Source organism: Acidimicrobiales bacterium, assembly GCA_041394265.1.
Taxonomy (GTDB): domain Bacteria; phylum Actinomycetota; class Acidimicrobiia; order Acidimicrobiales; family SZUA-35; genus JBBQUN01.
The window spans coordinates 4490692-4513996 of record JAWKIO010000005.1; the positions used below are offsets into that span (position 1 = coordinate 4490692).

Below are 23305 nucleotides of genomic sequence, written 5' to 3' on the forward strand. Positions count from 1 at the left end.
TCAGGCGTCGACCACCGACGTTCGATTCAGCTGGCCGGTGCCAGGATGATCGTGCCGTTGTGGCCGCCGAAGCCGAAGCTGTTCGACATCGCAGCCGAGGGGGTCCACGCCTTGCCGTCGCCCCGAGCGACATCGAGATCGGGGAGTTCGGGGTCGTAGTTGACCAGGCCTGCCGTGGGGGGCACGAGCGAGTGCTGCATCGCCAGGATCACGGCGGCGGCTTCGATCGCTCCTGCGGCCCCGAGCGCGTGGCCGGTCACACCCTTCGTGGAGGTCACGATCGGATCGTGCCCGCTGAAGACCTTGGCGACGGCGTGCGCCTCGGCGGCATCGTTGAGCGGCGTGGACGTACCATGCATGTTGATGTGGCCGATGTCGGCCGGGCTGAGCCCGGCGTCGGCCAGCGCCACTTCCATGCAGCGGATGGCACCGACACCACCGGGGGCGGGAGCCGTGATGTGGTGGGCGTCGGCGGTGCTGGCCGAACCCATCGCCTCGGCGAGGATCGTGGCCCCGCGGCCGACGGCCAGGTCCCAATCCTCGAGCACCAGCACGCCGGCGCCCTCGGAGATGACGAAACCGTCACGGTCGGCGTCGAACGGCATCGACTTGCCGCTCGAGCTGAGCGCAGTCATGTTGCCGAAACCGGCAACGGCCGTTGGGGTGATGGGCGCCTCGGCGCCACCGGCGATCACCACGTCGGCACGGCCGCCGCGGATCATGTTGATGGCATTGCCGATCGAGTGGGTGCCGGCGGCACAGGCGGTGACCGTGGCCTCGCACGGCCCCTGGAAACCGTGACGCATCGACACCGAGGCGGCGGCGGCGTTCGGCATCATCATCGGTACGAGGAACGGCGAGACTCGCCGGTCGCCCTTCACATGGCGGGTGACGATCTGTTCCTCATTGGTGATGATGCCGCCGATGCCGGTACCGATGAGGACGCCGATGCGCCCGTGATCGATCCCGAACTCACCGGCCTGTTCGAGCGCCTCGGCGGTTGCCGCCAACGCGAACTGGGAGAAGCGATCGGAGCGCCGGGCGTCCTTGGGGTTGTCGAAATAGGGGAGCGGGTCCCAGTCCTCGACGCGACGTTGGGCGCCGTCAGCCGGTGTGGTGAACAGCCCCGACCAGAACGCTTGCTTGCCGATGCCGCAGGTGGCGACCACCCCGACGCCGGTGACGGCGACCCTTCGACGCTCCATCAGAGCTTGCCGACGACCAGGTCGTAGGCAGCCTGGACGGTTTCCACGCCCTCGAGTTCTTCTTCGTCGACCGACACGTCGAACTCTTCTTCCAGCGCCATCACCAGCTCGACGAGGTCGAGGCTGTCGGCGTCGAGATCTTCGGCGAACCGAGCTTCCTTGGTCACCGCCGAGGCGTCGACCGAGAGCACCTCGACGGCGCACTTCTGGAATCGTTCGAAGTTCTTCTCGTCACTCACTTGGGTTCCTCCTGAACCTTTCACATCGCCCGGCCTGCCGGCCGAGCGCTCATACGCTATTCGATTCGAGCGAACGTTGGTCCGCTCCTTGCTGTGACCCGCATTGTTGCAGGTCAGACGGATCCCGCCGTCGATGTGCGGCGATCCGTCCGAAGGGTGTCGTCTCCGACGTCGTCGTGGTCGATGCCGTCTCAGCCGCCCATACCGAGTCCGCCGTCGACGGGAATGGTGGCGCCGGTGATGTAGCCGGCTCCCGGCGAGGCGAGGAACGACACTGCGGCGGCGATGTCGCTCGGCTGGCCGACTCGCTGCAGCGGCACGGCGTCGACCATGGCGCTGCGAGCGGCGTCGCCGAGCGCGGCGAGCATGTCGGTCTCGATGGGTCCGGGGGCGACGATGTTGACCGTGATGTTGCGGGAGGCGAACTCGCGGGCGAGCGAGCGACCGAGACCGGCGAGGCCGGCCTTGGACGCCGCGTAGTTGGCTTGCCCGGTCTGGCCGAGCGTGCCGACGACCGACGACATCAGAATGATGCGGCCGAAGCGGGCCTTCATCATTCCCTTGACCGCTCGCTTGGAGACCCGGAAGGCACCGGTCAGGTTCGCGTCGATCACATCGACGAAGTCGTCCTCCTTCATCCGCAACACGAGGGTGTCGCGGGTGATGCCCGCGTTGGCGACGAGGACGGCGACCGTGTCGCCGAAGTGCGCCTCGATGGCGGCGAATGCCGCATCGACCGACTCGGGGTCGGTGACGTCACAGGTCACCCAGAAGAGGCGCTCATCGAGGTCGTCGGGTTTCGATCGGGAGCCGACCGCCACGCGGTAGCCGTCGTCGGCCAGCTGTTGGGCGCAGGCGAGGCCGATGCCGCGGGTACCTCCGGTGACGAAGGCGACGCGCTGGGGTTCGGCGGGGGAGGAGTCGGTCATGAGGCGGGTGCTGCTCCTGTGATCTTTGCGGTGTCGCCGGCGACGGGGACCTCGATGTGCTGCGTGGTCGCCGGATCGGAGGGGCCGTGCCAGCGAAGCACGTTGGCGCCCCAGGTCATGCCGGCCCCGAACCCGAGGAAGAGCACGATCTTGCCGTCGGTGATGCGACCATCGGCAACGGCCTCACCGAGAGCGAGGGGAATCGAGGCCGACGAGGTGTTGCCGGTGTGATCGAGCACGAGGCCGGTCTGGTCCATCGAGAAGCCGAGTCGTTTCCACGCCGCCTCGACGATGCGGACGTTGGCCTGGTGCGGGATCACGAAATCGACGTCGTCGATGTCGAGCCCAGCCATGTCGAGCGCGGCGCGGGTGGATCGCTGCATCACGGTGACGGCCTGGCGGAAGACCTCCTTGCCGTCCATGCTCATCGTCTTGCCGTGCTCGGAGTACAGGATGTGGACGTGCTTGCCGTTCGATCCGAGATCCCAGCCGAGGAGCTCGCCGGAGGCCGAGGGGTTGCGCTGCAGGATGGCGGCGCCTGCGCCGTTGCCGAACAGGATGCCGGTGCCACGGTCGGTGTAGTCGGTGATCTGCTCCATTGCGTCGGCGCCGATCAGCAGCACGTTGTCGAGTCCCTGCAGCAGCATGCCGTTGGCGACGACCATGCCGTAGACCCAGCCGGAGCACACCGCCTGGACGTCGAACGCGCCGCATTCGAGTCCAAGGGCGTGGGCCACCGCCGGCGCTGTCCCCGGCATGATGTAGTCGGGGGTGGTGGTGGCCAGGATGACCTGGCTGATCGTGGCCTGGTCGATGCCGGACTGCTCGATTGCGGCCCGAGCCGCGGCGATCGCGAGTTCGGACGTGGTGCTGCCGAGCCGCCGGGACCCGATGCCGGTGCGCTCCCGGATCCACTCGTCGGAGGTGTCCATCTGCTCGGACAGCTTGTCGTTGGTGACCACGTTCGCAGGAAGCGCGGTGCCGATGCCGGCGAAACGAAGGCCGGCAGAAGTGGGGGCGGAGGCGGTCATGCCGTGCGGAGCCAGCAGATGGGCTGTGATGTGGTGACCCGTTCACCCTCGACTGCGAGCACGCCCTGGAGTTGACCAGGGAACGGCGAGCGGACTTCGACCGCACCGACGTGCCCGACGAGCGCACCGGCGTCGACGACGACGCCGGCACTCAGATCGGCAACCGGTGTGAACACGCCCGTGGCCGGGCTCACGACCAAACGCTCGATGGCGTAGAGGACCTCGCCTTCGTGGACCGCTCCGGTTTCCTTGGCTCGCGACAACGAATCGAGCAGTTCGTCGACGCCGGCCGGTGTGCTGATGGAGATGGTCGTTGCCTCGGCGACGGTGCGCTTCGCCATGCCGGTGAGCACGGTGCCAGGACCGAGTTCGAGGAACCCGGTGACGCCGGCCTCGGCAAGGTTGGCGAGGGTCTGCCGCCACCGCACCGGCGATGTGAGCTGCGCCCCCATGAGGCGGGGCCAGTCGGCGGCGTCGAGGTGGGGGAGGGCGTCGACGTTGGCGTAGACGGGCCGGTTGGGTGCCCGGAAGTCGGTGTCGGCGATCGCCTTGCGGAGACGGTCGCGAGCGGGCGACATGAAGGGGGTGTGGAAGGCGCCGCCGACCTTGATCGGCATGGCTCGCTTGGCCCCGAGCGACTTGGCTTCGGCGCCTGCGGCTTCGAGTGCGGACGGCTCGCCGGCGATCACGACCTGGCCGGGTGCGTTGTAGTTCGCCACCCAGACGTCGCCGTCGACCCGACTGCAGGCCATCTCGACGAGGTCGTCGTCGAGGCCCAAGATCGCGTACATGGTGCCCTCGTGGCCGTCGGCTGCGGCCTGCATGGCATTGCCGCGCTCGGTGACGAGTCGGACGCCATCGTCGAAGCTGATCACGCCGGCGGCGGTGAGGGCGGAGTACTCACCCAGGCTGTGGCCGGCGTGGAAGGCGGCCTCGACGCCGGTTCGCTCGACGGCGTCGAGGACGACCATGCTCATCACGAACGTGGTCAGCTGCGAGTTGCGGGTTTCGACCAGTTCGTCGGCATCGGCGTCGAGCAGGAGCCGTTCGACATCGCGACCCGACACCTCGCTTGCCTCGGCGACCAGTTCCCAGGAGGGGTGGTCTTGCCAGGGGGCGCCCATGCCGGGCTTCTGTGAACCCTGACCGGGGAAGGTGAAAGCGATCATGATCGAACTCATTGGTGGTTTGGACTCGCCTTCCACGGTGGGGGTTTCAAATTTCTGGTGCGATCGACACGGGTCGTGACAGGTTCGTCGCAACCGATGATGGTAGGCGCGTGATCGGCCGGGGCGCGGTTACTGGCCGGTAGCGCCGGCGTGGGGTGATCGGAGGTCGTTCAGGGCAGAGGTAGTTCTGAGCGGAGGCAGTACGATTGCCGGTCCCTACCCAGCCCGGGTGGCGGAATGGCAGACGCGGCGGATTCAAAATCCGCTGTCCGAAAGGGCGTGTGGGTTCGAGTCCCACCCCGGGCACAGACATGAGTCGGGCACACACATGAGTAGAGCATCGATCGAACGGCAACTGATCAACGGCGCCGCCGAGATCCGTTCGGCTCGCGAAGAGCTGCGCATCCTCGACGAACAGCTCGCCCATTTCGCCGATTCGGCCGACGACGCCCGTCTCCGGGCCCTCGTGTCGGAGACGCCGCTCGCTTCTCGGGAACACCGCGATGCAGCCCGCACCGTGTCGGCGCTCAACAAAGACCGCTCGGTCTGGGTCGAACGAATCGCCAAGCTCGAACGCCGCCAGGACGAGCTGCTCGACAAGATGCTGGAAGCCAAGTGAAGGCGGTGCGCCTCGTGCTCGCCGAGGACGAGGCGATCATCCGCCTCGACCTGGCAGAGACCCTGGTCGAGGAGGGCTACGAGGTCGTCGGTGAGGCCGCCGATGGCGACGAGGCGGTGCGTCTGGTCCGCGAGCTGCAGCCCGATGTTGCCATCCTCGACATCAAGATGCCGGGGCGCGATGGCCTGTCGGCTGCCAAGCAGATCATCGAGGAGCGGCTGGCGGCCGTGGTCATCCTCACGGCGTTCTCCCAGCGGGAACTGATCGAGCAGGCCCGCGACGCCGGAGCGTTGGCCTACCTGGTGAAGCCGTACCATCGCAACGAGTTGGTGCCGGCCATCGAGTTGGCGCTTGCCCGCTTCACCGAACTGGTCGCGCTGTCGAAGCAGACCGATCACCTCACCCAACAGCTCGAGAACCGCAAGATCATCGATCGGGCCAAGGGCATGTTGATGGACGAACACGGCATGAGCGAGCACGACGCGTTCCTGTTCGTGCAGCGATCGGCCATGACCTCGCGCTCCACCATGGCGGCGGTCGCCGCAGGCATCCTCGCCGGAGAGATTTCGCCCTAGTCTCGGGTGCATGCCCACCCTGATGCTGATCGATGGCAACTCGCTGACCTACCGCGCGTTCCATGCCTTGCCACCTGATCTCGCAACGGCGTCCGGGCAGGTCACCAACGCCGTGTTCGGTTTCACCTCGATGCTGATCAACCTGGTGCGCGACCACCAGCCCGACGGCATCGTGGTCACCTTCGACCGGCCGGAGCCGACCTTCCGCCACGACCGTGTCGACACCTACAAGGCCAATCGAGCGAAGGCACCCGACACCCTTCGTGAGCAGATGGGGTTGGTGCGCCAGGTGCTCGATGTGCTGCGGCTCCCGGTCATCGACCTCCTCGGGTTCGAGGCCGACGACATCATCGCCACCCTGGCCAGCCGGGCTCGCGATGCCGGCACCGACGTCCTGATCGTCACCGGCGACCGCGACAGCTACCAGCTGGTCGAGGACCCGCACATCAAGGTCGTCTACAACAAACGGGGCGTCTCCGACTATGCCCTCTACGACGAGGCGGGCATCGTCGAACGCACCGGAGTGCCGCCCACCAGCTACGTCGCCTACGCCGCGCTCCGCGGCGATCCGTCCGACAATCTTCCCGGTGTCGCCGGTGTCGGCGAGAAGACCGCAGCGAAGCTGATCAACAACTATGGCGGGATCGACGGGATCTACGAACACCTCGCCGACCAAACCCCGAAACTTCGCGAGAACCTTGCGGCCAACGAGGAACAGGTCCGGCTCAACCTGCAGGTGATGGAGCTGGTGCGCGATGCCCCGGTCGAGCTCGATCTCGACGCGGTGATGACCCGCGAGCCTTACGACGTCGACGACGTGAAGAAGCTCTTCGACTTCCTCGAGTTCCGCACCCTGTTCGAGCGGCTGCCCTCGGCGTTCGACACCGCAGCCGTCGAGCGATCCGACGACGCCGTGCTCCAGCCGACGGTCTCTGCGGCGCCGGTGAGCGTGTCGCTCGAGCGGCTTCTCGCCAGTGCCGTCGAGATCGCCGTGGCGCCCGGCTTCGACGGTGCCGAGTTGAGCGGCCTTGCGCTGGTCCCCAGCGGTGATCCGTCGGCTGAGGTCGTCTGGGTTCCCATCGACGACCTCGACGCGTTTGCGCCGGTGCTCGGAGGCGACGGTCCGGGCATCGTTGCGCACCACGCCAAGCCGATGCTGCGGCTGCTGCTCGACCGCGGGCAGCGGGTCGAGGGCTTGCGACTCGACACCGCGCTCGCCGCGTACCTCCTCGACCCGGCAGGCAGTTCGTATCCACTCGTCGATCTGTTGCCTCGCTACACCGACTGGCTCCTCCCTGACGGGGTTGCCGCACCCAGTGGGCAGCTCGACTTCGGCGAGTCGACGGTGTCGCCGTCGATGGTGGCTGCCGGTGAAGCATTGGCGGTCGGGCAGCTGGCCCCGGTGTTGGCCGCCTCGATGGCGGCCGACGGGCTGACCGCGCTCAACGACGACGTCGAGGTGCCGCTCATCGGTGTCCTCGCCCGCATGGAGCATCTCGGCGTAGGCGTCGACCGTGACGCACTCGAAGACCTCAATCGCGAGATGACCGCCGAGGCCGAGGCGCTCGCCGTCCAGATCCAGCGCGACGCCGGCGAGGACTTCAACGTCAACTCGACGAAGAAGCTGCAAGAGATCCTGTTCGACAAGCTCGGGTTGACCAAGGGCAAGAAGATCAAGACCGGCTACTCCACCGACCAGGCAACGCTCGAGAAGCTCGTCGACGAACACCCGATCGCCGAGCATCTGCTGCGCTACCGCGAGGTCGAGAAGCTCCGCTCGACCTACGGCGAGACCCTCCTGCACGCCATCGCCGCCGATGGCCGCATCCATGCGACCTTCAACCAGACCGTCGCTCGTACCGGTCGGTTGTCGAGTGAGCATCCCAATCTGCACAACATCCCGGTGCGCAGCGAGATGGGGCGGGTCTTCCGTACCGCGTTCGTTCCGGCGCCAGGCTTCGAGTTCCTCGTCGCCGACTACAACCAGATCGAGCTGCGCTGCATCGCCCATCTTGCCAATGATCCTGGCTTGATCGAGGCGTTCACCACCGGCACGGATGTGCACCGGGCGGTCGCGGCACGGGTGTTCGGGGTCGAGCCCGAGTCGGTCGATTTCGAGCAGCGGAGCCGAGCCAAGATGGTGTCGTACGGGCTGGCCTACGGGATGGAGGCCTACGGGCTGGCTCAGCGTCTCGGCATCGCCGTCAAAGAGGCGGCGGTCATCCTCGATGCCTACTTCGAGGGCTTCCCGAGCGTGCGGGCCTACATGGATGCCACCGTTACCGAGGCCCGGAATCGGGGCTACACCGAAACGCTGTTCGGCCGACGCCGGGCGATCCCCGAGCTGCGTAGCGACAATCCGAGGATCCGTCAGGCGGGGGAGCGTCAGGCCATGAATGCCGGCATCCAGGGGCTGGCCGCCGACATCTTCAAGGTGGCGCTCGTGAAGCTCGACGAGCGCCTGCGAGCAGAAGGCATGGCGAGCCGCGTGGTGTTGCAGGTGCACGACGAGGTGATCCTCGAGGTGCCGCCGAGCGAGCATGCGCAGGCCGAGACCGTCGTGCTCGACGTCATGCATCACGCGTTCGATCTGGCGGTCCCGCTCGAGGTCAATCTGAGCTTCGGCGCCACGTGGGCCGACGCCAAGGACTGAAGACGGTGACCGCCGCAGCCAACGATCGGCACTGGTTCGAGGCGTTGGCCGAGCACATGGGGCCGGCCTATCTGCGCTACAGCTTCACGAAGGGCACACGGCAGGAAGTCGCCTCGCTGGTCGAGTTGCTCGGGCTCGAGCCGGGCCAACGGGTACTCGACGTCGGCTGTGGTCCGGGGCGTCACTCGCTGGCCCTGGCCGAGCTGGGCTTCGACGTGGTCGGGGTCGACATCGCTGAACGTTTCGTCCGCCTGGCCAACGAGGCGGCAGTGTCGTCCGGGCTCGACGAGCGGGCGACCTTCACCGTGGCCGACGCCCGAGCCCTGCCGTTCGACGGCGAGTTCGACGCCGTGATCTCGCTCTGTCAGGGCGCCTTCGGTCTGGCCGGTGGTGCCGGGGCCCACCTCGAGTTGCCCCGTCGTGAACTCGACGAACCCATTCTCGACGGCATCGCACGAGCGTTGCGCCCCGGTGGCGTCGCCGCGATCTCGGCCTTCTCGGCCTACTTCCAGATTCGCTTTCTGGAAGCCTTCGACACCTTCGATGCCGTCACCGGTGTCAACCACGAAACCACCGAGGTCCGCGATCCCGATGGCCGGGCGATGCCGGCGGATCTCTGGACGACGTGCTTCACGCCTCGCGAGCTTCGATTGCTCGCCCGGGCGGTCGGACTCGAACCGGTCGCAATACATGGCGTGACCCCGGGGGCGTACGGACCCCACGATGCATCGACCGACTGCCCCGAGTTCCTGCTGCTCGCTCGGCGCGGTCAGCCTGATCGGTGACGTTTTGCCCCGATCACACGGGTTTGTCGCGCCTCACTGCTAGCTTGGACCCCGGTCGGGATCGTCCCGCCCTCTTCGCCGACCTCGCGTGCCCGCCAGCGCTTCGAGACGGCGCAGAGTTCCACGAAAGTACCTCTACTCCGTGTCCCCTAGTGATGTGTCCCCTACTGATGTGTCCGCCGAAGCGCCACTGACCGACGCTGCGTCGGCCGAGATGCCCGCTTCGAGCGCCGGCGCCTACGTCCCCCGCCAGATCATCGAGAACGACCTCGTCGGCTCCCTCGATGACGCCTACACCAACTCGATGGTGTCGGTCGAAGACGGCCAGATGGTCACCGGCACCATCGTCCGGGTCGATCGAGACGAGGTGCTCCTCGACATCGGCTACAAGAGCGAAGGCGTGATCCCTTCGCGCGAGCTGTCGATCCGCAACCACGTCGACCCGTCCGAGGTCGTCAACGTGGGCGACGAGGTCGAAGCCCTCGTGCTGCAGAAGGAAGACAAAGAGGGTCGCCTCGTCCTGTCGAAGAAGCGGGCGCAATACGAGCGAGCCTGGGGAACGATCGAGTCGATCAAGGAGCGCGAAGGCGTCGTCTCCGGACCGGTCATCGAGGTCGTCAAGGGCGGCCTCATCATCGACATCGGCCTGCGGGGCTTCCTGCCGGCGTCGTTGGTCGAGCTGCGCCGGGTCCGCGACTTGCAGCCCTACGTGGGCAAGACGCTCGAGGCGAAGATCATCGAGCTCGACAAGAACCGCAACAACGTCGTGTTGAGCCGGCGGGCCTTCCTCGAGGAGACCCAGAAGGAGCAGCGCGAGGACTTCCTCACCAACCTGCAGCCCGGCGAGGTGCGCAGCGGTGTGGTCTCCTCGGTCGTCAACTTCGGTGCGTTCGTCGACCTCGGCGGCATGGATGGCCTCATTCACGTCTCGGAGCTGTCGTGGAAGCACGTCGACCACCCCGGCTCCGTCGTCGCCGTCGGCGACGAAGTCACGGTCCAGGTGCTCGAAGTCGATCTCGACCGCGAGCGCATCAGCCTCTCGCTCAAGGCCACCCAGCAGGATCCCTGGCAGGAGTTCGCCTCCACCCACCGGGTCGGCGAGCTGGTCTACGGCCGGGTCACCAAGCTGGTGCCGTTCGGCTCGTTCGTCCAGGTCGGCGACGGTATCGAGGGTCTGGTCCATATCTCGGAGATGTCGGCTCACCACGTCGACCTACCCGAGCAGGTCGTCACCCCCGGCGAAGAGCTCTGGGTCAAGATCATCGACATCGACCTCCAGCGTCGCCGGATCAGCCTGTCGATCAAGCAGGCGGCCGAGGGCGGTGTGGTCGCCGCCGAGTACCAGGAGCACTTCGGCGAGCATGCGTTCGACGACGAAGGCAACTACATCGGCCCGACCGAGGTCGATCCGGCCACCGAGGCGGCATGGGCCGAGTACTACGAGAACCTCGAAAGCGGCGATGCCGGTGCGGCTGCCGATGCCGAGGAGTCCGAAGAGGTCTGATCACATCTTGATCAACTCTTGATTTGATCGATGGCCACTCCCCGATGGGGAGTGGCCATCGGCGCGTTTGGGGCCGCCATCAGCCCTGCGCCCAAAATTCTTTCCGGTGATCCCTAAGTCTGAAGCCGATCTTGGCCGACATGAGATCTGAGCAATCGGGTATCGGATGATCCGCATCCGGCAGAGTCACCAGGAGCGTGTCGTGAACTCACGGCGAACCATCATTCTCATCGTCGCAGTCGTGGTCGGTGCCATCGCATCGTTTGGCCTGCTGAACTATGTGCGAGGTCTCGAGACCGAAGCGCAAAAAGACGCCGAACTGGCCGAGGTCTGGGTGGTGAACCAGCCCATCGCCCGAGGCACCCCTGGTGAGACCGCGATCACCGGTGACTTCATCGTGAAGCAGCAGGTCCCGGTGCAGTTCATCCCGAGCACGGCCATCACCGACCCTGCGGTCGAGCTGGCCAACCTCGTCGCCGTCACCGATCTTGCCCCGAACTCGACGCTCGTCGCCGGCAACTTCGTGACGCCTGGCGTCATCACGACCGGCATCACCGATCGGCTCGAGGAGAAGGGCATGGTCACCTTCACCATGTCGCTCGACCAGGTTCGCGGAGCGGCGTACATGATCCAGCCCGGTGACTTCATCAACATCTTGAAGGTCGGCGGTGCGAAGGACGGCGAGGAAGCCACCGACGGCGCCGTCGATCCGGCCGACCCGGCTCAGGCCGCGGCGGCAACCGAGGACACCGGCCCGTACGAGGCCGAGGTGCGGTACGTGTACCAGATGGCCGAGGTGCTGGCGATCGACAAGACCCTCCCGGCCGATCTCGGCGAGGCCGACCCCGAAGCGGGTGCGGCTGCCGGCAACCTCGGCATGATCACGCTGGCGGTGCCGCCAGAGGCCGTGCAGTTGCTGCTCTCGGTCGACCCGTCGACCTTCTACCTGTCGCTCGTCCCCTCGACCTACGTTCCCAAGGCGCTGCCGCTGCCCACCTACGGCGATCTCCTCCCCGGTGAGGAAGAGGGCAAGCTGACCCCGTATTGGGAGACCCAGCAGGCCGACGCCGACGCCGCCGACGGCGGCAACGAGTGAGATCGATCGTTCGAGGGACCCAGGAGCCGACATGGATGAGCTAGAAGACTTCTCGAACTTCCGCTTCGACGACTTCGACGAGCACGGAACGACCGAGACCATCACCGAGGAGCCTGTCGCCAACGACATCCGCCTCCCCAACGGCGCCGCCCTGGCGGTCGTCGACTCCGACCAGGCAGTCCGCGACTACCTCGCCTCACAGCTCGGCGAAGGTGTCGCAACGGTCGCCTCACTGGTCGATCTCGAGCACCGGCTCGGGCTCGGGCCGGTGGTGGTGGTGCTCGGCCCATCGTGTGTCGATCCGACCGATCTCGCCGTCGTCGAGCGCTGGAGCCGCACCAACCCCGAGGTGGGCTGCGTCCTGGTGACCAGCGAACTGACCACGACCCTCCTCCACACCGCCCTGCGGGCCGGGGTGAAGGATGTCATTCCTGCCCCCATCGACCAGATGCAGTTGGTCGACACGGTCGGGCGGGTGGCCGAGGGGCTGACCGTGCGGCCACGCCCGGCGGCCGGCGGCACTCCCGAGCCCGAGTTCCTCGAGATGCTCGAGGGCGACCCGGGTCGAGTCATCTCGGTGTTCTCCACCAAGGGTGGATCCGGCAAGTCGGTCACGGCGACCAACATCGCCTGTGCACTGGCCCAGATGTCGGATCGTCCCGTGGCGCTCATCGATGGGCACCTCCAGTTCGGTGACGTGTCGGTGATGCTCAAGCTCCAGCCTCAGCACACGATCGTCGACGCCGTGTCCCAGATCGACAAGCTCGACCCGAGCATGCTCCAGCAGCTCATGACGGTGCACCAGCCGACCGGCATGATGGTGTTGCCGGCTCCGCTCGAACCGACCTTCGCCGATCAGATCAGCGGCGAGCAGATGGTGCGGCTGATCGAGATGCTCAAGACGTTCGTCGGCCACGTGGTCGTCGACCTTCCCGCCATCTTCAACGACGTGGTGATCTCCATGCTCGAGGCCAGCGACGACATCTTGCTCGTCGCCGGGCTCGACATCCCGAACATCAAGAACGTGAAGATCGGCCTGAGCACGCTGTCGCTGCTCAATATCCCGAAAGAGCAGCTGCACCTCGTGCTCAACCGTGCCGACTCCCGAGTGAAACTCGATGTCGGTGAGGTCGAGAAGACGCTGCAGCTGCACGCCATCGCCCATGTTCCCTCCGACGTCGTCGTGCCGATCTCGGTGAACAAGGGCAGCCCCGTCGTCCTGTCGGCCAATCGGTCGAACGTGGCACGGGAGTTCGAAAAGTTGGCCGCGATGTTCCTCGACGGAACTGCGGCCGCCCCAGTCGCCGAGTCCTCCGCGGGCCGGCGTCGGTTCTTTGGTTCTTGAACAGGAGCGGTGGTAGAGAATGTCGTTGTACAAGCGGTTGCATGAAAACGGGGACGGACGCCCAGCTGCGCCAGCAGGGCTGAGCGTGCGCAACGACCCTGCGCTCGACGAGCTCCGCCATCGCGTCCATGGAGCCCTCATCGAAGAGCTCGGTCCGATCCTCTACGACAAGCGTCTGGGTGAGGACGAACTCCGAAGCAAGGTCCACGAGGCACTCCACTCCGCCATTGCCCAGGAGCGGACGCCGCTGTCGGCAGCCGACAAGGCGCAACTCATCCAGGACGTCTCCGACGACATCCTCGGCTATGGCCCGATCGACAAGCTGCTCCGCGACGAAGACGTCTCCGAGATCATGTGCAATGGTCCGAAGAGCATCTACGTGGAGCGCAAGGGCAAGCTGACGCTCGACGAGGTGACCTTCGTCGACGAGATGCACCTGCGCCGCATCATCGACAAGATCGTCGCCCAGGTCGGTCGCCGCATCGATGAATCGTCACCGCTGTGTGACGCTCGTCTTCCCGACGGTTCTCGTGTCAACGCCGTGATCTCGCCGCTCTCGGTCGGCGGGCCCTTCCTCACCATCCGGAAGTTCTCGGCCGACCCGCTCCGCATCGACGACCTGATCCGCTTCGGCACCTTGTCGGTCCACTCCGCCCGTTTCCTGCAGGCCTGCATCGTCGGCAAGCTCAACGTCGTCGTCTCCGGCGGTACCGGCACCGGCAAGACCACGATGCTCAACGTGCTCTCGTCGTTCATCCCCTCGGACGAGCGAATCATCACGGTCGAGGACGCGAAGGAGCTCCAGCTCATCCAGGACCATGTCCTCTCGCTCGAGACTCGTCCGCCGAACGTGGAGGGCAAGGGCGAGGTCAGCATTCGCGACCTGGTCAAGAACACCCTCCGTATGCGACCCGACCGGATCGTGGTCGGCGAGTGTCGTTCCGGCGAAGCGCTCGACATGTTGCAGGCCATGAACACCGGTCACGACGGCTCGCTCACCACGCTGCACGCGAACAACCCCCGAGACACCCTCAGCCGCCTCGAAACCCTGGTGCTGATGGCGGGCTACGACCTCCCGGTCCGAGCCATCCGGGAACAGATCGCCTCGGCGGTCGACATGATCGTGCAGCTCCAGCGTCTGCGCGACGGTTCTCGCCGCATCACCCACATCACCGAGGTGGCGGGCATGGAAGGCGAAGTCGTGACGCTGCAAGACGTGTTCCTCTTCGACTTCAGCGCCGGTGTCGACGAACAAGGCCGGTTCAAGGGCTCGCTCAAGCCGACCGGCGTGCGTCCGAAGTTTGCTCAGAAGCTCGCCGACCACGGCATCCGGTTGGGTCCAGAGATGTTCTCGACCGGTACCGAGGCCGGCCCGGCCCAACGAGGTCGCCGATGACCAGCAACGCACCCACCGCCACGAAGCGGGGACTCTCGCTCTTGGCACTCCTCGCGTTGATCCTGGCGCTCGTCGCTCCCGCCGCAGCAGCCCAGGACACACCGGCCGGCCCGGCCGTCATCGTGGCGAATGCCATCGACGCCACCGATCCGGTCACGAAGGTCACCCTGCTCGCCGATACCTACGACGTCGCTGCGGGCGATGTGGTCGTCACCTCCGACGACGGAACCGCCGAGGTCAAGCAGGTGCAGCGGGCCACGGCGGCCGGTGAAGTGTTCGAGATGGTGTACGTCATCGACTCGAGCAACCGCCTTGCCCAGGGCAATGTGTTCGAGAACGTGAAGGCCTCGGTGGCCAGCGCCATCGATCAGCTGCCCGAGGGCACGATCATCTCGGTGGTCGATGCCGGTGACACCGCTGTGCTTCGTGTCGATCGCTCGACCGACAAGGCAGCCGCCAAGGCGACCATCGCCGCCATGGAGATGTCGGGTGGAGCGAAGCTGTTCAACGCCCTCGATCGCGCTGCGGCGTTGATCGACCCGGCCGACGGCCGCATCAGCACGATCATCGCCTTCTCCGGTGGCATCGACACCGGGTCGACGGCGCAGGTGCCTCGCATCCAGAGCGCCCTCATCGCCGCCGAGGCGCAGCTGATCTCGGTCCGCTACCAGGGTGGTGAATCCCAGCTCGACGACATCGTCGTCAAGTCCGGCGGCCTCACCCTCGGCGTCGAGTCCGACAGCGAAGTCACCACGGTCATGGGTCGCGCCCTCAGCGCAGCGAGCGACCGGCTGTTGGTGAGCTACGACGGCTCGATCGACTCGACTCGGATCATCAACACCACGGTCAACATCGGTGCGGCCTCGGTGTCGTACTCGCATGCCGGCGGGATCAAGCTCACCAAGCCGGTGAGCTTCCCGCCCCGTGAGGTGATCGAACCGTCAGGCTTCGCCTTCTTCCGCTCGGACATCGGCCTCTACGTCGCCCTCGGTCTGGCCTTCGCCGCCATCGGCCTGGCGATCTTCTCGCTCGGCTCACTGTTCGCCGGCGGGGAGACCTCGCTCGAAGGCCTGATCTCTCGGTACTCCGGTGATGCGCTCGGCGACGAGCTCGACGAAGAAGAGTCCGCGATCGTCCAGACGGCGCTGGTGCGTCGTGCGGTCGAGATGTCGGAGAGCTTCGCCGAGGACCGAGGCTTCCTGGTCAAGGTCGAGGAGATGCTCGAGCGGGCCCGAGTGCCCCTGCGTCCCGGCGAAGCCATGGGTCTGTGGGCCGTCGGCATCCTCGTTTCCGGTGCGCTCGGCATGGTGCTCTTCGGGGGGATCTTCGGCGGGCTCATCATGGCCGTCATCGGTGCCTTCGTGCAGATCTTCGTGCTGCGATTCAAGGCACGGCGCCGGATGCGTCAGTTCGAGCAGCAGCTGCCGGATGCGCTGCAGTTGCTCGCCGGCACGCTCCGCGCCGGCTACTCGCTGCCTCAGGGCCTCGAGGCCGTGTCGCACGAGATCAGCGATCCGATGGGGTTCGAACTCCGTCGGGTGATGACCGAGGCCCGCCTCGGCCGAGAGCTGGAGGACGCGCTGGCATCGGCCGCTGATCGACTCTCGAGCCCGGACTTCGCCTGGGCGGTCATGGCCATCGCCATCCAGCGAGAGGTGGGCGGCAACTTGAACGAGCTGCTCATGACGGTCTCCGACACCATGGTGCAGCGTGAACGCCTCAAGGGCGAGGTCGCCGCACTCACCGCAGAAGGCAAGGCATCGACCGTGTTGCTCGGCGGCATGCCGCCAGGGCTGGGGCTCGTGATGTACATCATGAATGCCGAATACATGAGCCTGCTGTTCACCGAAACCCTCGGCAAGATCATGCTGGCAGGTGGCCTGCTCCTCATGGCCATCGGCATGGCCTGGATGAAGAAGGTGATGACGATCAATGTCTGAACTCCTGGGAAGCATCAATCCGATCATCCTGGTGTGCATGCTGGGGGCCGGCCTCGGGTTGGTCCTCTACACGGTGCTGTCGCAGGCCGAGGAGAAGTCCTCGCTCCGGGCAACGTTGCGCCAGCTCGACGACTACGAGCAGATCGAAGACGTGCGGGAACAGGAGCTGCTGGCTCCGCTGAGCGAACGTCTCTTCGGGCCGGTCGCAGAGTTCTTGGCCAAGGCCGGTGCTCGTTTCAACCCGCCGGAGTACGTCGAATCGGTGCGCAAGAAGCACCTCACCGCCGGTATCAGCAGCCCGGATGCCATCGAGCGATTCCTCGCCACTCGCATTCTCGGGTTCGTGTTCATCCCGTTCTGGCTGATCTTCATGGTCGTGGTCAACCCGCTCGATCTCGGCGGCATCAAGCTGATCGCGATGCTCGGACTGGGCGCGATGGTGGGTGCCCTTGGCCCGGTCTCGCAGCTGAACAAGAAGGTCGAGGCCCGTCAGAAGGAGATCCAGCGGACGCTCCCCGACACGATGGATCTCCTCGTGATCTCCGTCGAGGCCGGACTCGGCTTCGAGCAGGCGCTCGACCGGGTGATCGTGAACGTGCCGGGCGCGTTGTCCGACGAGTTCTCCCGAGTGCTCGGTGAGAGCCGGGCGGGCTCGACCCGAGCCGACGCACTGCGGGCCATGGATGTCCGCTGTGACTCACCCGAAGTCCGCTCGTTCGTGCTCGCCATGATCCAGGCCGACACCTTCGGTGTGAGCATCGGTCGTGTGCTGCGTTCACAGGCCGACGAGATGCGTATCAAGCGACGCCAGCGGGCCCAGGAGATGGCGCAGAAGGCGCCGGTCAAGATGCTGATCCCGATGGTGTTCTGTATCTTCCCCGCCCTGTTCGTCGTCGTGCTCGGGCCCGCAATCATCAACATCTCGAAGGCGTTCTAGCACCCGAGATCCTGCCGCCGACCAGCGACGTCGGCCCGATCAGAAGGCCTCGCTTCATGGACACGTTCACCACCGAACTCGACCGGCGCGATCCCGCACCGGTTGCCGTCGAGGAAGCGGGCCATGAGGTCCTCGACCGCCGTCGCACACCGACCGAGCCGAGTGAGCGCCCGATGCCCGGGCCCTCGCTCGGCGTCGCGCTCGGGCTGATGTTCGCCCTGCTGGGCTTCTTCATCGGCAGCCAGGTCATCGCGGACAACAGCTTCTTCACCCATCTCGCCAACGGCCGGGCGTTCCTCGATGGCAAGGGAATCGTGAGGGTCGACCCGTATTCGTTCTCGGCGACGGGGGAGAAGGTCACGGTCCAGAGCTGGTTGCCGACGATCATCTACGCCTGGCTCGATGCCAATGTCGGAGGCTTCGCCATTCGGCTGCTCAATGGCGCATTGGGCGCGCTGATCGCCGCCGGCACCTGGAAGCTCACGCAGCGGCTGGAGCAGCTGCTGGTTCGGCTTGCACTGGTCGGAGCGACGCTCACGGTCGCTGCCTTCATGTGGGGACCGAGACCGACGCTGTTCGGGCTGCTGGGACTGGTGGCGCTCTTGATGGTGCAACAGCAGATGCTCCCGCTGTGGAGCTTGCTCCCCGTCATGTGGCTGTGGGTCAACAGCCACGGATCATTCCCGCTTGGCCTGGTGGCCGTCGGAGCCATCGCCGTCGGTGCAGCGATTGACCACCGCCGGCTTCCAGTCCACGAGCTTCGAGTCCTCGGGTGGGCCGGCGTGGGGATGCTCGGCGGCGCGATCAGCCCGCTCGGCTTCGACTTGCTGTGGTTCCCGATCCACCTCATGACCCGTCGTGAGGCGCTCGCCAATGTCGGCGAATGGTCGCCTCCGGCGTTCGATGAGCCGCTGGGACTCGTGCTCGTGGCGTTCGTCGGGCTCCACATCGTGGCCGCCGCACGAGGTGCTCGTTGGTCGGCGCTGCTTCCCGGTGGCATCTTCCTGTTCGCGTCGGCGCTGGCCGTTCGCAACATCGCGCCGGCCATGCTCGTGATGGCCCTCACGCTCGCACCGCACCTCGGGTTCGAGATCGGCACGCTGACGGCGTCGATGCGAGGCTTCATCCCGAGGGCGGTGTCGATCACGTCGGTCGTCGGCCTCTGCCTCGGTGGTGTCATGGTGACCGGTCAGGCTCCGGTCTCGCTCGAGTCCTTCCCGGTCGACGAGGTGAGCTGGCTCGACGACCGAGACCTGGTCGCCAATCCCGACGTCCACCTGATCCACCGCGACACCGTGGGGAACTACCTCGAGCTCCGGTACGGCACCGACGCCTCGGTGTTCGTCGACGATCGTTTCGACTTCTATCCGCTCGACATTCTCGATGACCATCGCTCGCTCTTCTTCGGCGGCGACTATCGGGAGATCCTCGACCGCTACGAGGCCGACGTCGTCCTCTGGGACGGCGAGGGCGGCTTTGCCTCCTGGCTCGCCGAAGCGCCGGAGTGGCGCATCGCGCACCGCACCGACGACTGGCTGATCGCCTGCCGCGCCGGTTCGACGGCCGACCAGCGCTGCCACTGAGCCCACCCCAGCCGCCTACCCCTCTCCCAGTCCTCGACACCTTCCCCAGGGCGCAACTTTGGAGAGTTGACACCTCTCAGCGGCATCAACTCGCCAAAGTTGCAGAGGGGGAGTCGGGCGCTTGGACTCGAGAAAACGTCGAACGGCCGGCACGGTTGCCCGATGTGGGCGTTCCGTGCCAGCCGTGCTGGACGGTGTGCGTCGCCGAGATGTCAGCGACGATCGTGAGGTCGGCGTGTTCGACTACTGATTGATACCCGAGGTGACCTGCGAGAACTCGTTCGCGGTGGTCTTGCCGAGGGTGTTGAGTGCCGTCACACAAACCACTGCGATCAGGGCGAGGAGCAGCGCATATTCCACGAGGGAGGCGCCACGATCACTCTCGACCCGGGCCAAGGCGTAGGCCTTGATGAAGTGATAGTGCAGCATCAGAGCATGTTCTCCGTTGATGATCGTGCGAACCCGATGCCGTCACGCCCGGCAGGCAAACGCACGAAAGCCAGGGGGAGAGCGCATGCGCCCACCACCCTGGCCTTCGAGTCAGACAAGATCGAGATCTCGTCTTCGGGTTCGCTTGGAATCAGGCGCCGTTGATCGAGGAGTCGACCTTCGAGAACTTCTCCGCAGCGGACTCACCGAGCATGGTGACTGCGGTGATGCAGACCACGGCGATGAGGGCGACGAGGAGGGCGTACTCCACGAGGGAGGCGCCACGCTCGGTCTTGGCGTGAGCCATGGCGTAGGCCTTGATGAATTCGAAATGCAGCATTTTGGATGTTCTCCAGGTGTTGTTACTTGGTCCCTTGCGGGCTTGTTGATGTTTTGATCGGCGCGTTCGGCGCCCGACTGGATGGGCCATGTGGCCCAAATGTCGAGCGTCAATCAAGAGTGACGATGCCCATGCGGACCGCAGCCAGAACGGCCTGGGTCCGATCTCGGGCATCGAGCTTCTGATAGATGGAGGCAAGGTGGTTCTTCACCGTCTTCTGCGAGATGAAGAGCTGCTCGGCCACCTCCGGCGTCGAACAACCGTCGGCGATCAGCTGGAGGACCTCTTCCTCCCGCTTGGTGACCACTCGTTCGGGCTCGACGTGATCGCCCTGCCGTCGCACCTCGGCCAGCATGCTGGCCGCAAGGCGAGGGGAGAGAGCGGTCTCGCCACCGGCGACCGTCTCGATCGCCGCCGCGATCTCATCGGTCGAACAGTCCTTGACCAGATAGCCGTTGGCGCCGGCTCGAATGGCATCGGCGAGCACGTCCTGATCGGCGTGCATCGTGAGGACCACGATGCGAACGTCGCTGCATTGAGCCTTGATCTGGCGGGTGGCCTCGACACCGTCGAGACCGGGCATCGTGACGTCCATCAAGATCACGTCAGGACGGAGCGAGGTGGCCATGTCGACCGCTTCGGCGCCGTCACGGGCTTCCCCGATGACGTTGAACCCGCGCTCGGTCATCGAGCGGCGCAAGCCCTCTCGGAGCATGCGGTGGTCATCGGCAAGCATGAGGCGGATCGTTCCCGGGCCGCTGCTGCCGCCGAGCTGCGACGCAATCGGGCCGGTGGGCTGCTGGAAGCGGGGAGGACCGCTGCCGTCACCCGAGGGTCGGGTCGCGCCACGCGTGGCGGTCGCCCTCGAGCCGTATGACTGGTCTGTTACCCCTGTGCGAGGAAGCACCGTACTGTTGTCCCTTCTCCTGGCGACGAAACGAGTTCGAGCGTCGCCCCGATACTTGATGCGCGTTCCCGCATGCCAAGAAGCCCGTAGGAGTCCTGACGTCCGGCCTTGCCGACGGGAAACCCGACGCCGTCGTCCGTGATGGACAACAGGGCGTTGGTCCCGTCGGAACGCCACTTGATCTCGACAAGCGAGGCCTGCGCGTGGCGTTCGATGTTGATGAGCGACTCCTGGGCGATACGCCACAGCTCCCGCTCCTGGAGGATCGGAAGGCGTTCGGAGCCCTCACAATCCAGTTCGATGGTGAGTGAACTTCGCTCGGCCACTCGGTTCGCGAACTCGGTGATCGTTCGAGCGAAGTCCTTCTCGTTCCCGACGCTCGTGCGAAGGTCGTACAGCGTCTCGCGGACTTCGCCGGCGACGCTACGGAGGTCGACGTTGAGCTGGCGCAGCATCTCGGTGACGGGTTCGCCGTTGGCGTCACGTCGGATCACCCGGTCGACCTCGAAGCCGAGATACGCCAGTGACTGTCCGATGCGGTCGTGGAGGTCGCGAGCGATGCGTGTGCGTTCTTCGTCGGCGCCGACCGTGCGCAGCCGACCGAACCATCGTGCGTTGTCGATGGCGAGCGCTGCCGGTTCGACGTAGCGGCGCAGCACCTCGACGTCGCGGGCGTCGAAGTCGTCGACATCGCGAGCCTCGATGCAGAGGATGCCGATCAACGACCCGCGGGCCATGAGCGGGGCGTAGACCCCACTTCCCGAGCCGGGATTGAACCCGGGCCCATCGACGGCGAGATCGTTGCTGACCGTGACTGCTTTGCTGGCGATCGCACGGCGAACCGGGCCTGGCATCTCGGTGGTGTCGAGAAGCTGCCCGATGGCCATCGCCTGGCGGCGAGCGACGACCCAGTTCCCGTCGGACTCGTCGAGCGTGAGGATCGCTGCGCTGTCGAAGGTGACCAGGGAGCGCAATCGGCTGATCGTCGAGTCCAGCGCTTCGTCCTGGTTGAGCGATGCGGGCAGGGTCTGGGCGATCCGGTGGAGGTTGAACAACAGCGCGTTGGCGTCGGCGAGACGGTTCATGCGCCCGAGCGCGATGCTGTGCTGGCGGTCGGCTTCGCCGGAGATCCGGCGCCCGTAGCCGGCGACCACGCCGACGAGCAGCAGCACCGCCGACCACCGGATGGCGTCGGGCAGTTCGAACCCAAGCCCGAGATCGTCGGTGGTGAGCAGAAGGCCGGCGGTGAGGGCAGCGGCCGTGGTTGCAGCGATCCGCAAACCGAAGGCAAAACCGCGGGCGAAGCCGGCGATCACGACCGTACTCATCAGCGAGAACAGCAGCGGTGACTGCCACAGTCCCGTAAGTGTGACGACAACGGCGTGGACCGCGAGTTCGGCAACGATCTCGGCCGTTGCCCGACTGTCGCCGGTGTCGCGCTGGGGGGTCACGCTGCGGACGGCGGCCACGGCGATGACAGCGATGACGCCGACGATGACGAACCGGTCCGCCTCGACGAACGCCGGAGCTGCCAATGAGACCGACAGCGCGACCGTGGCCCAACGAATGGCGAGCACTGCGGGCCCGAACGGCTCGAGTCGGTCGCGGCGCTCATCGGCCGCCAACTCTCCCTCGTCGCGCAGGTCGCGGCGCTCGAACGAGTCGCTCTGCGGGAGGCCACGGAACGCGTCGATTCGATGAATGTCGTCGACAGGCAGCGTCTTCACGTTCGGTGGCGGGAGGGTGTCAGTCATGGGGAGGGTGTGCTGGGCAGCAGCGCCGGATGGCGTCGTCGCCCGTGCCCTGTCAGAATCGGCCCTGGCCCGGCGATGTTGAGTCGTTGTGCTCATTTCGTCCCGGTCCGTTGGCGCAGCCCAGTGGGCCATCGGAGCCATCGACCTGCGCCGATGGGCCCCGGCGGACCCGTCCTGATGACACACGACACCTACGAACAGGAGAGGCATGCGACTCGTTGGACTCACCGGCGGCATCGGCTCGGGCAAATCATCGGTCTCGGCTCGGTTGGCCACGCTGGGCGCGAAGATCATCGACGCCGACGCCATCGTGAAGGACCTGCAGGCACCCGGCGCCCCCGTCTTCGAGGCCATGGTCGAGCGGTGGGGTGACCAGATCCTCACCACGGATCCCGATGGTGCCCCCACCCTCGACCGTGCAGCGGTGGCGGGCATCGTGTTCGCCGACAAGGCTGAACTCGAGGCGTTGAACCAGCTGGTGCACCCGGCAGTCCGGCGAGAGATGCGGGCCCAGATGGATGCTGCTGCCGATGGCGACGGGGTCGTGATCCTCGACATCCCCCTCCTGGCCGAGAGCAAGAACGAGCACCAGGCGTCGGCCGTGATCGTCGTCGACTGCCCGGTCGAGGTCGCCGTCGCTCGCTTGGTCGAGTTCCGGGGCTTCGACGTGGCCGACGCCGAGGCGCGAGTGGCGGCGCAGGCGACCCGCGAGGAACGCCGGGCGCTCGCCGACTTCGTAGTCGACAACGGTGGCGGTCTGGAGTCGCTCGACGCCGAGGTCGCGCGTTGCTGGGCCTGGCTCGAGACCTTGCCTCCGACGCCTTGGCCTCCGGAAAAAGAGGGTGTCAGACCCCCTCGGTAGAGTGGGA

21 protein-coding genes and 1 tRNA gene are annotated in these 23305 nt (G+C 66.2%); 13 read left to right on the forward strand and 9 right to left on the reverse strand.

Annotated elements, in window-relative coordinates:
• Nucleotides 1–26 precede the first annotated feature (26 nt).
• The 5 genes from R2733_21610 to fabD all read right to left on the reverse strand — a co-directional run bounded on the left by R2733_21610 (nucleotide 27) and on the right by fabD (nucleotide 4573).
• Nucleotides 27–1205 (reverse strand): beta-ketoacyl-ACP synthase II, encoded by a 1179-nt coding sequence (locus R2733_21610; protein MEZ5379111.1) that lies wholly within the window; start codon nucleotides 1203–1205, stop codon nucleotides 27–29.
• Entirely contained in the window at nucleotides 1205–1444 is a 240-nt protein-coding gene (acpP, locus tag R2733_21615; protein MEZ5379112.1) for an acyl carrier protein, read from the reverse strand. Before acpP ends, R2733_21610 begins: the two co-directional genes overlap by 1 nt.
• Before the next feature lie 191 nt (nucleotides 1445–1635).
• On the reverse strand, nucleotides 1636–2373 hold the full coding sequence (fabG, locus tag R2733_21620; GenBank protein ID MEZ5379113.1) for a 3-oxoacyl-ACP reductase FabG: 738 nt from the start codon (nucleotides 2371–2373) through the stop codon (nucleotides 1636–1638).
• The gene (locus R2733_21625) at nucleotides 2370–3404 is read right to left on the reverse strand and encodes a beta-ketoacyl-ACP synthase III (protein MEZ5379114.1); all 1035 of its coding nucleotides are present in this window, start codon (nucleotides 3402–3404) and stop codon (nucleotides 2370–2372) included. Before R2733_21625 ends, fabG begins: the two co-directional genes overlap by 4 nt.
• A complete protein-coding gene (gene fabD / locus R2733_21630) occupies nucleotides 3401–4573 on the reverse strand; it encodes an ACP S-malonyltransferase (protein MEZ5379115.1) in 1173 nt (390 codons plus the stop codon). Before fabD ends, R2733_21625 begins: the two co-directional genes overlap by 4 nt.
• A 223-nt stretch (nucleotides 4574–4796) precedes the next feature.
• Here fabD and R2733_21635 point away from each other — a divergent pair.
• The 12 genes from R2733_21635 to R2733_21690 all read left to right on the forward strand — a co-directional run bounded on the left by R2733_21635 (nucleotide 4797) and on the right by R2733_21690 (nucleotide 19006).
• Nucleotides 4797–4879 (forward strand) — tRNA-Leu (locus R2733_21635).
• Between the two features lie 22 nt (nucleotides 4880–4901).
• Nucleotides 4902–5192 (forward strand): hypothetical protein, encoded by a 291-nt coding sequence (locus R2733_21640; protein MEZ5379116.1) that lies wholly within the window; start codon nucleotides 4902–4904, stop codon nucleotides 5190–5192.
• Nucleotides 5189–5767, forward strand: coding sequence for a response regulator (locus R2733_21645; GenBank protein ID MEZ5379117.1), 579 nt, complete (start codon nucleotides 5189–5191; stop codon nucleotides 5765–5767). The genes R2733_21640 and R2733_21645 overlap by 4 nt, the downstream gene beginning before the upstream one ends.
• Nucleotides 5768–5777: 10 nt before the next feature.
• The gene (gene polA, locus R2733_21650; GenBank protein ID MEZ5379118.1) at nucleotides 5778–8420 is read left to right on the forward strand and encodes a DNA polymerase I; all 2643 of its coding nucleotides are present in this window, start codon (nucleotides 5778–5780) and stop codon (nucleotides 8418–8420) included.
• Nucleotides 8421–8425: 5 nt separating this feature from the next.
• A complete protein-coding gene (locus tag R2733_21655) occupies nucleotides 8426–9205 on the forward strand; it encodes a class I SAM-dependent methyltransferase (GenBank protein ID MEZ5379119.1) in 780 nt (259 codons plus the stop codon).
• Between the two features lie 172 nt (nucleotides 9206–9377).
• Nucleotides 9378–10709 (forward strand): 30S ribosomal protein S1, encoded by a 1332-nt coding sequence (rpsA, locus tag R2733_21660; protein ID MEZ5379120.1) that lies wholly within the window; start codon nucleotides 9378–9380, stop codon nucleotides 10707–10709.
• A gap of 202 nt (nucleotides 10710–10911) precedes the next feature.
• Nucleotides 10912–11805, forward strand: coding sequence for an RcpC/CpaB family pilus assembly protein (locus R2733_21665; GenBank protein ID MEZ5379121.1), 894 nt, complete (start codon nucleotides 10912–10914; stop codon nucleotides 11803–11805).
• Nucleotides 11806–11836: 31 nt separating this feature from the next.
• Nucleotides 11837–13150 carry a P-loop NTPase gene (locus R2733_21670; protein ID MEZ5379122.1) on the forward strand — a complete coding sequence of 438 codons (1314 nt, stop codon included), beginning with the start codon at nucleotides 11837–11839 and terminating at the stop codon, nucleotides 13148–13150.
• 85 nt (nucleotides 13151–13235) lie between these two features.
• A complete protein-coding gene (locus R2733_21675) occupies nucleotides 13236–14546 on the forward strand; it encodes a CpaF family protein (GenBank protein MEZ5379123.1) in 1311 nt (436 codons plus the stop codon).
• Nucleotides 14543–16486: a type II secretion system F family protein gene (locus R2733_21680; GenBank protein ID MEZ5379124.1), complete on the forward strand. Its 1944-nt coding sequence runs from the start codon at nucleotides 14543–14545 to the stop codon at nucleotides 16484–16486. The genes R2733_21675 and R2733_21680 overlap by 4 nt, the downstream gene beginning before the upstream one ends.
• Nucleotides 16479–17423: a type II secretion system F family protein gene (locus R2733_21685; protein ID MEZ5379125.1), complete on the forward strand. Its 945-nt coding sequence runs from the start codon at nucleotides 16479–16481 to the stop codon at nucleotides 17421–17423. Before R2733_21680 ends, R2733_21685 begins: the two co-directional genes overlap by 8 nt.
• Before the next feature lie 56 nt (nucleotides 17424–17479).
• On the forward strand, nucleotides 17480–19006 hold the full coding sequence (locus R2733_21690) for a hypothetical protein (protein MEZ5379126.1): 1527 nt from the start codon (nucleotides 17480–17482) through the stop codon (nucleotides 19004–19006).
• 243 nt (nucleotides 19007–19249) lie between these two features.
• Here R2733_21690 and R2733_21695 read toward each other — a convergent pair whose 3' ends face one another.
• From R2733_21695 to R2733_21710, 4 genes are all read right to left on the reverse strand, one after another.
• A complete protein-coding gene (locus tag R2733_21695) occupies nucleotides 19250–19435 on the reverse strand; it encodes a Flp family type IVb pilin (protein ID MEZ5379127.1) in 186 nt (61 codons plus the stop codon).
• A gap of 151 nt (nucleotides 19436–19586) precedes the next feature.
• Nucleotides 19587–19775, reverse strand: a complete 189-nt coding sequence (locus R2733_21700) for a Flp family type IVb pilin (protein ID MEZ5379128.1) — start codon at nucleotides 19773–19775, stop codon at nucleotides 19587–19589.
• A gap of 109 nt (nucleotides 19776–19884) precedes the next feature.
• Nucleotides 19885–20511 (reverse strand): response regulator transcription factor, encoded by a 627-nt coding sequence (locus R2733_21705; protein MEZ5379129.1) that lies wholly within the window; start codon nucleotides 20509–20511, stop codon nucleotides 19885–19887.
• A 149-nt stretch (nucleotides 20512–20660) separates the two neighbouring features.
• Nucleotides 20661–22436: a sensor histidine kinase gene (locus R2733_21710; GenBank protein MEZ5379130.1), complete on the reverse strand. Its 1776-nt coding sequence runs from the start codon at nucleotides 22434–22436 to the stop codon at nucleotides 20661–20663.
• Between the two features lie 208 nt (nucleotides 22437–22644).
• Between R2733_21710 and coaE the strand changes: the two genes are divergently transcribed.
• Entirely contained in the window at nucleotides 22645–23298 is a 654-nt protein-coding gene (gene coaE, locus R2733_21715) for a dephospho-CoA kinase (GenBank protein ID MEZ5379131.1), read from the forward strand.
• Nucleotides 23299–23305 lie beyond the last annotated feature (7 nt).

Bases quoted from the DNA above. Each gene is read 5' to 3' on its own strand.
- R2733_21610 (MEZ5379111.1), bottom strand. From the start codon at position 1,205: ATGGAGCGTCGAAGGGTCGCCGTCACCGGCGTCGGGGTGGTCGCCACC.
- fabG (MEZ5379113.1), bottom strand. From the start codon at position 2,373: ATGACCGACTCCTCCCCCGCCGAACCCCAGCGCGTCGCCTTCGTCACC.
- R2733_21625 (MEZ5379114.1), bottom strand. From the start codon at position 3,404: ATGACCGCCTCCGCCCCCACTTCTGCCGGCCTTCGTTTCGCCGGCATC.
- fabD (MEZ5379115.1), bottom strand. From the start codon at position 4,573: ATGATCGCTTTCACCTTCCCCGGTCAGGGTTCACAGAAGCCCGGCATG.
- R2733_21640 (MEZ5379116.1), top strand. From the start codon at position 4,902: ATGAGTAGAGCATCGATCGAACGGCAACTGATCAACGGCGCCGCCGAG.
- polA (MEZ5379118.1), top strand. From the start codon at position 5,778: ATGCCCACCCTGATGCTGATCGATGGCAACTCGCTGACCTACCGCGCG.
- R2733_21670 (MEZ5379122.1), top strand. From the start codon at position 11,837: ATGGATGAGCTAGAAGACTTCTCGAACTTCCGCTTCGACGACTTCGAC.
- R2733_21680 (MEZ5379124.1), top strand. From the start codon at position 14,543: ATGACCAGCAACGCACCCACCGCCACGAAGCGGGGACTCTCGCTCTTG.
- R2733_21685 (MEZ5379125.1), top strand. From the start codon at position 16,479: ATGTCTGAACTCCTGGGAAGCATCAATCCGATCATCCTGGTGTGCATG.
- R2733_21690 (MEZ5379126.1), top strand. From the start codon at position 17,480: ATGGACACGTTCACCACCGAACTCGACCGGCGCGATCCCGCACCGGTT.
- R2733_21695 (MEZ5379127.1), bottom strand. From the start codon at position 19,435: ATGCTGCACTATCACTTCATCAAGGCCTACGCCTTGGCCCGGGTCGAG.
- R2733_21700 (MEZ5379128.1), bottom strand. From the start codon at position 19,775: ATGCTGCATTTCGAATTCATCAAGGCCTACGCCATGGCTCACGCCAAG.
- R2733_21705 (MEZ5379129.1), bottom strand. From the start codon at position 20,511: ATGCTTGCCGATGACCACCGCATGCTCCGAGAGGGCTTGCGCCGCTCG.
- R2733_21710 (MEZ5379130.1), bottom strand. From the start codon at position 22,436: ATGACTGACACCCTCCCGCCACCGAACGTGAAGACGCTGCCTGTCGAC.
- coaE (MEZ5379131.1), top strand. From the start codon at position 22,645: ATGCGACTCGTTGGACTCACCGGCGGCATCGGCTCGGGCAAATCATCG.